Annotated in this window: 5 protein-coding genes and 1 pseudogene; 4 read left to right on the forward strand and 2 right to left on the reverse strand. The window is 37.0% G+C overall.

Translation table 11 applies throughout. The features are described from left to right. The 4 genes and pseudogenes from R3333_RS11575 to bioA form a co-directional block, all read left to right on the forward strand. A pseudogene (locus R3333_RS11575) lies at positions 1–263 on the forward strand (hypothetical protein); the annotation flags it as partial. Between the two features lie 131 nt (positions 264–394). Next, positions 395–2,833, forward strand: coding sequence for a phenylalanine--tRNA ligase subunit beta (gene pheT, locus R3333_RS11580; RefSeq protein ID WP_318958939.1), 2,439 nt, complete (start codon positions 395–397; stop codon positions 2,831–2,833). Between the two features lie 79 nt (positions 2,834–2,912). Beyond that, positions 2,913–3,536: a dethiobiotin synthase gene (gene bioD / locus R3333_RS11585; protein WP_318958940.1), complete on the forward strand. Its 624-nt coding sequence runs from the start codon at positions 2,913–2,915 to the stop codon at positions 3,534–3,536. Next, complete coding sequence (bioA, locus tag R3333_RS11590) at positions 3,536–4,810, forward strand: adenosylmethionine--8-amino-7-oxononanoate transaminase (protein WP_318958941.1); 1,275 nt, start codon at positions 3,536–3,538, stop codon at positions 4,808–4,810. The genes bioD and bioA overlap by 1 nt, the downstream gene beginning before the upstream one ends. Positions 4,811–4,940: 130 nt before the next feature. Here bioA and R3333_RS11595 read toward each other — a convergent pair whose 3' ends face one another. Together R3333_RS11595 and R3333_RS11600 are read right to left on the reverse strand one after the other, a co-directional pair. After that, complete coding sequence (locus R3333_RS11595; protein ID WP_318958942.1) at positions 4,941–5,681, reverse strand: zinc ribbon domain-containing protein; 741 nt, start codon at positions 5,679–5,681, stop codon at positions 4,941–4,943. 6 nt (positions 5,682–5,687) lie between these two features. Next, positions 5,688–6,454: YqfO family protein (locus R3333_RS11600; protein ID WP_318958943.1), on the reverse strand; the 767-nt coding region annotated here is incomplete at its 5' end.

A 6,454-nucleotide genomic window follows, 5' to 3' on the forward strand; every position in this document is an offset into this window, starting at 1 on the left:
AACATGAGGAAAGAACTTTGATGAAAAAGAGGTACCATGTTGCACGTACACGATTAACTAACTTGTTGAATTCCATGCACGATGATGTGCTCTCTACAGATCAAAAAAGAGATAGTTTAAAAAAGGAATTGAATGAGTATCATCAAACCGATAGATTTGAGAATTGTGAGACCATGGGACAGGTCTTGCGCTTGCACCTGGATTTGATGTTGGGAAAACCTAAACCCAAAAAGCCAGATGTGTTAGCAACTTACAAAGTATAAGGGCTTTTTAGGAGCTAGTTCTCCTTTAAAATCAGAACAATTTTTTTACTTTTGGGGGCGATTGAAAAAGCGATGAAATGCGATGATTATTTTCGTGTTTTAAATTCGTTACTAAGCTCAAAAAAGGAGAAATGAAAATATCATACAAGTGGCTTAAACGCTACGTTAATACAGATAAAACACCAGAAGAAATTTCTAAGATTTTAACCGATACAGGACTAGAAGTTGAAGGTCTTGAAAAAGTTGAAAGTGTAAAAGGAGGATTGAAAGGTGTTGTGATAGGTGAAGTTTTAACTTGTGTGCCCCACGAAAATGCAGACAAGTTAAAAGTTACTACGGTAAATGTTAATAACGGTGAAGCATTACAAATTGTATGTGGAGCACCGAATGTGGCAGCCGGACAAAAAGTTGTTGTGGCAACTGTAGGTTGTACGCTTTACCCATCTCCCGAAGAAGCTTTTAAAATCAAGAAATCTAAAATTAGAGGAGTAGAATCTGTAGGTATGTTATGTGCCGAAGATGAACTTGGTTTAGGACAATCTCATGCAGGTATCTTGGTTTTACCTGAAGAAACTGAGGTAGGAATGCCAGCAGCTTCTTTCTTTAATCTAGAAGATGATTATTTAATAGAAATAGGTTTAACTCCTAATCGTTCCGATGCAATGGGACACATTGGAGTTGCCAGAGATTTGGTGGCATACTTAAATGTACATGAAGATGCTAACTTAAGTCTAGATTTACCATCTGTTAAAGCTTTTAAAGTAGACGAGACTTCAGAAACGGTGAACGTTTCAGTTGAGAATTCAGACTTGTGTCCGCGATATGCCGGTGTTACTATAAGTAACATTCAAGTAGCACCTTCTCCAGAATGGTTACAAAACGCTTTACGTGTTATTGGATTATCTCCAATCAATAATGTTGTGGATGTTACCAATTATGTAATGCACGAATTAGGTTCTCCTTTACATGCCTTTGATTTAAGAACAGTGAATGGAAATGTAGTTGTAAAAACTGCTGCTGAAGGAGCTAAGTTTACTACTTTGGATGAAGAAGAGAGAACTTTAGCTGGTGATCAGTTAATGATTACTAACGGCGAGCAAAACATGTGTATTGCAGGTGTTTTTGGAGGCTTGGAATCAGGAGTGAAAGAGGATACAACAGCTATTTTCTTAGAATCAGCTTACTTTAATCCAGTATCAGTAAGAACAACGGCAAAAGCTCATGGATTAAATACAGATTCATCTTTCCGTTTCGAAAGAGGAGTGGATCCAAATATGACAGCTTTCGCTCTTCAAAGAGCTGCTTTGTTGATCAAAGAATTGGCTGGAGGTGTAATCAGTTCTGAAGTAACAGACCTATATCCAAATCCTATAGAGAATGTAAAGGTTGAGTTTTCTTACGACAGATGTAACCGTTTAATCGGTACTGAAATTGCCGAAGATAAGGTAGATGCGATCTTGACAAACTTAGACATCAAAATTTTAAGTAAAGAAAATGGAGTCGCTCAATTGCAGATTCCAGCTTACCGTGTTGATGTAACAAGAGAGGCAGACGTGATTGAAGAAGTGTTGAGGATTTTCGGATTCAATAACATACCGCTTCCTACAAAATTGAACACATCTTTATCTGCTCGACCAAAAGTGGATAGAGAGAAATTACAGTATACTGTTGCCGAGTTGTTGACTTCTTTGGGTGCATCTGAAATGATGAACAACTCGTTAACGCAAAGCACATACGTTGAAAAATTAGGTGGAGAAGTATTAACTCCAGAGCGCAACGTAGCCATGTTAAATCCTTTAAGTCAAGACCTAGATGTAATGCGTCAGTCCTTGATTTTTGGAGCATTGGAAAGTGTAGCGCACAACCAGAACAGACAAAACCCAGATTTGAAATTGTACGAATTTGGAAAAGTATACAGAAAATTTGATGCTGAATACAACGAGAATACGCGTTTGGTTTTTGCATTAACAGGACTGAAGGAAAAGGAACAATGGAATGCAGGTAAAGCAAAAGTTGATTTCTATACCTTAAAGGCACACGTAGAAGCTATCTTTACGCGTTTAGGGTTAGCCGGAATGCTACAACAGAAAGAATTGAAAAAGTCTATTTTAGTAGATGGTGTTCAGTTAAATGTGTTGAAATTTAAGATGGGAGAAATAGGATGGATTTCTCCAAAAATGAAGAAACACTTTGGTATTAAGCAAGATGTATTTATTGCAGATTTAGATTGGGATGCAATTGTGGATGCCATGAAAATGAACAAGGTGAAATTTACAGAATTGCCCAAAACGTTCGCTGTGCGACGTGACTTCTCTTTATTACTAAATAAGGAAGTGACATTTGCCGAGATCGTTACTTTAGCGCGCAAGGCGGATAAGAAAATTTTAAAGGATATTAATCTATTCGATGTTTACGAAGGTGATAAATTGGAAGAAGGTAAGAAGTCTTACGCAGTAAGCTTTACTTTCCAAGATGCTGAAAAAACCTTGAAAGATAAACAGGTAGATACCGTCATGGAAAAGATTAGAGGACTGCTGGAAAAAGATTTGAAAGCAGAATTAAGATCATAATCAAAGAAAGTCCAGCCGAAAAGGTTGGACTTTTTTTAGGAAGGAAAATTTACAACAATAGTTTAGAAAATTACGAACCGTGAAAGAGTTTAAGAAGTTTGCAGTAACAGGTATAGGAACAGACGTTGGAAAAACTGTGGTGAGTGCAATATTAAGCGAAGCTTTGGAAGCACATTATTGGAAACCTGTACAAGCAGGAGATCTCAATTTTTCTGATACCAAAAAAGTCCAAAAGTATTGTTCAAACAAGGTACGCGTCATGCAAGAGCGCTTTGCTTTATCAGAACCAATGTCGCCTCACGCGGCAGCAGAGATTGATGGTGTAAACATAGAATTGTCAGATTTTAAAGTTCCAGAGGTTGATGCAAATCTAGTAGTTGAAGGCGCTGGAGGTTTGATGGTTCCATTCAATGCAAAGGCCGAAACCTATTTAGACCTGTTTAAACACTTTAATTTACCTACAATCATTGTATCGCGTCACTACTTAGGTAGTATTAACCATACGATGATGACTATAGATTTAATGCAACGCGAGGGAATCGAAATTGCAGGAATTATTTACGTAGGGGAGGAACATAAGACTACAGAAAGTATCATTGCGAAAAAATACGGTATTCCTGTAATCTACAGAGTTCCTTTAGCCAAAGAAATTACACCAAATTTTATACAAGAACAAGCACAAATTATTAAAGAGAAATTGTAATGAGCGAACTTTTAGAAAGAGATAAAAAATACGTTTGGCATCCCTTTACTCAAATGAAAACGGCAGGTGATGCATTGCCAATTGTTCGTGCCGAAGGAAGTTATTTATACGATGAAAATGGAAAGAGTTATATTGATTGTAACTCCTCTTGGTGGGTAAATGTTCACGGACATGGTCATCCACATATCCAACAAGCCTTAGCAGAACAATTTAAAACTTTAGACCATACTTTATTGGCGGGTGTTACACATCCAAAGGCCGTAGAGTTAGCAGAACGTATCGTAGGTATTTTACCGGAAAAGTTTACCAAAGTATTCTTTTCAGATAATGGTTCAACAGCGATAGAGGTTGCCTTGAAAATGGTTTTCCAGTTTTGGTACAATAAAGGCATTGATAAGAAGAGAGTATTGGCCCTAGATGGTGCTTATCATGGTGATACTTTTGGTGCAATGTCAGTAGGACAACGTTCTTATTTCAATGCTCCATTTGAACATTTTTTCTTTGATGTTGACTACTTGGACTTTCCATTTAAAGATAAAGAAGAAGAGGTCTTAAAACAAGCCGAAGAGTTTTTGAAAACAGGAGAGTTTGCAGGTATTATAGTTGAGCCCTTGGTGCAAGGTTCAGGAGGTATGCGTATGTACAGTCCGGAGTTCTTAAACAAACTTACATTACTCGCTCAAGAACACGATGCCTTGGTAATTTTTGATGAGGTTATGACAGGATGGGGGAGAACGGGGAAGATGTTCTCTATGGATCACATTGAAGCCAAGCCAGACATTGTTTGTTTATCAAAAGGTTTAACAGCAGGAGCGTTAGCTATGGGGCTTACCGTTGCAACCGAGCGTTTATACGAAGGTTTCTTAGATGATGAGAAAGTGAAAGCTTTATTACACGGGCACAGCTATACGGGTAACCCTGTGACATGTGCTGTGGCATGTGCAAATTTAGATTTGTTTGCTAAACCAGAGTTGAAGGAAAACTTGGATAGAATTACAGCGAGTCATGAGGCATTTAAAGCTGCAAATGATAAGCATGAGAAAGTAAGTGAAATTAGAATTACGGGGACGATAATGGCCCTTGAAATTGAAACAGGGGAGGGGAATACCTATTTCTCTAACATTAGAGATGAAGCTTACAACTTCTTTTTAGAGAATGGCATGTTGTTGCGTCCTTTAGGAAATATTATGTTCTTAAATCCGCCTTATTGTACTACAAATGAAGAACTACAATACTGTTATGATAAAATCATGGAGTTTGTAGAAAAAGTATAAAATAATAAGCTTAGAATATGAAAGGCTGTTTCCATTAGGGAGCAGTCTTTTTTTGTGTATTGATTAATGGAAAGGGAAGGACAAAAAAAAGGTTGTCAAAACTGACAACCTTCTTTCATACAAATTATTTTTATTCTTCTCCTGGCACTAAGATTCTTCCACAGTGCTCACAAACGATAATCTTACGTTTAGTTTGAATATCCATTTGTCTTTGTGGTGGGATTCTGTTGAAACATCCTCCACAAGAATCTCTATCTACAGGAACTACGGCTAAACCGTTTTTCGCGTTTTGTCTTAATCTGTTGTAGGCTTTAACCAATCTATCGTCGATTTTCTTTTGTGCCTTTTCAGAGTTCTTGATCAATTTCTCTTCGTCTTTCTGCGTTTCAGCGATGATAGCGTCTAGTTCACTTTTCTTAGCGTCTAAATCTTTCTTTCTCCCCTCGAAACGTTCAGTAGCTTCAGCCAAAACCTCTTTCTTGTTTTCAATACGAGCTTTTGCTTCTTTGATCTTCTTGTCGTTTAATTTGATTTCCAATTCCTGGAATTCAATTTCTTTACTTAAAGATTCGAATTCTCTATTATTTCTAACGTTATCTTGCTTCGTTTTGTAAGCAGAAATAGCTGTTTGAGAATCTTTTTGAGCATTTTTACGATCTGTAATCTCTGTTTCCAGATCTTTAAGCTCATCCTTCATTTTGTTGATTCTTGTCTCTAAACCTTCCAATTCATCCTCAAGATCCTCAACCTCTAAAGGTAATTCTCCACGTATTGTACGTATTCTATCTATTTCTGAATCAATGCTCTGTAGATTGATAAGAGCATCTAGTTTTTCTGCTATAGTCGAAACTTCCTTAGTTTTTGTAGCCATATCGCGCTAAAAATAATTTATAGGATTTGTATTTACTCCTGTTAAACGAACTGCAAAGTTAATAAATTTTTTCTTCAAAATACGCTCTAAAAGGTGAGGAGTGTATTGTTCGCTTTCAAAATGTCCAATATCTGCAATAATAATTTGGTTTTCAGCATCAAAAAATTCGTGATACTTGAAATCTCCTGTGATGTAAATGTCTGCTCCGGCGCCTTTAGCTTGCCCCAATAAAAAGCTTCCAGAACCACCACAAAATGCAACTTTTTTAACCTGTTCTTTATGGATATTTGTATGACGAATTACACCACAATTAAATTTGGTTTTTATCAATGTTAGAAATTCTTTGGTATCCATCTCGTAAGGCAATTCTCCGAGCATTCCAGAACCTAATTCTTGATGTTGATTCTTTAAGGCATAAACGTCGTAGGCAACTTCTTCATAAGGGTGAGCTTTCAGCATTGCTGCTATAACTTTACCCAGTTTGTAATTGTCAACAATAACCTCAACTTTACTTTCTTCAACCTTTTCATTTTCGCCTGTTGTTCCAATAAAAGGATCTGCTTCCTCGAGTGGGGTGAAGGTACCGATTCCTTCTGTTTGGAAGGAGCATTCAGCATATTTACCTATGTGTCCAGCACCTGCCTCATAAAGAGCTTTTTTAAGCTCTTGAGCATAGTTCTTAGGAACAAAAACAACCAATTTATTCAGTACATCATTTTTGGGAGAAAGTACACGCAAGTTTTCGAGTCCTAAACGTTGTCCAATTTCATAAT

The organism is Lishizhenia sp., from assembly GCF_033720595.1.
Taxonomy (GTDB): Bacteria; Bacteroidota; Bacteroidia; order Flavobacteriales_D; family Crocinitomicaceae; genus Lishizhenia.

Excerpts from the sequence above, each read along its gene's own strand:
- bioA (WP_318958941.1), top strand. The coding sequence starts at position 3,536 with ATGAGCGAACTTTTAGAAAGAGATAAAAAATACGTTTGGCATCCCTTT.
- R3333_RS11595 (WP_318958942.1), bottom strand. The coding sequence starts at position 5,681 with ATGGCTACAAAAACTAAGGAAGTTTCGACTATAGCAGAAAAACTAGAT.
- pheT (WP_318958939.1), top strand. The coding sequence starts at position 395 with ATGAAAATATCATACAAGTGGCTTAAACGCTACGTTAATACAGATAAA.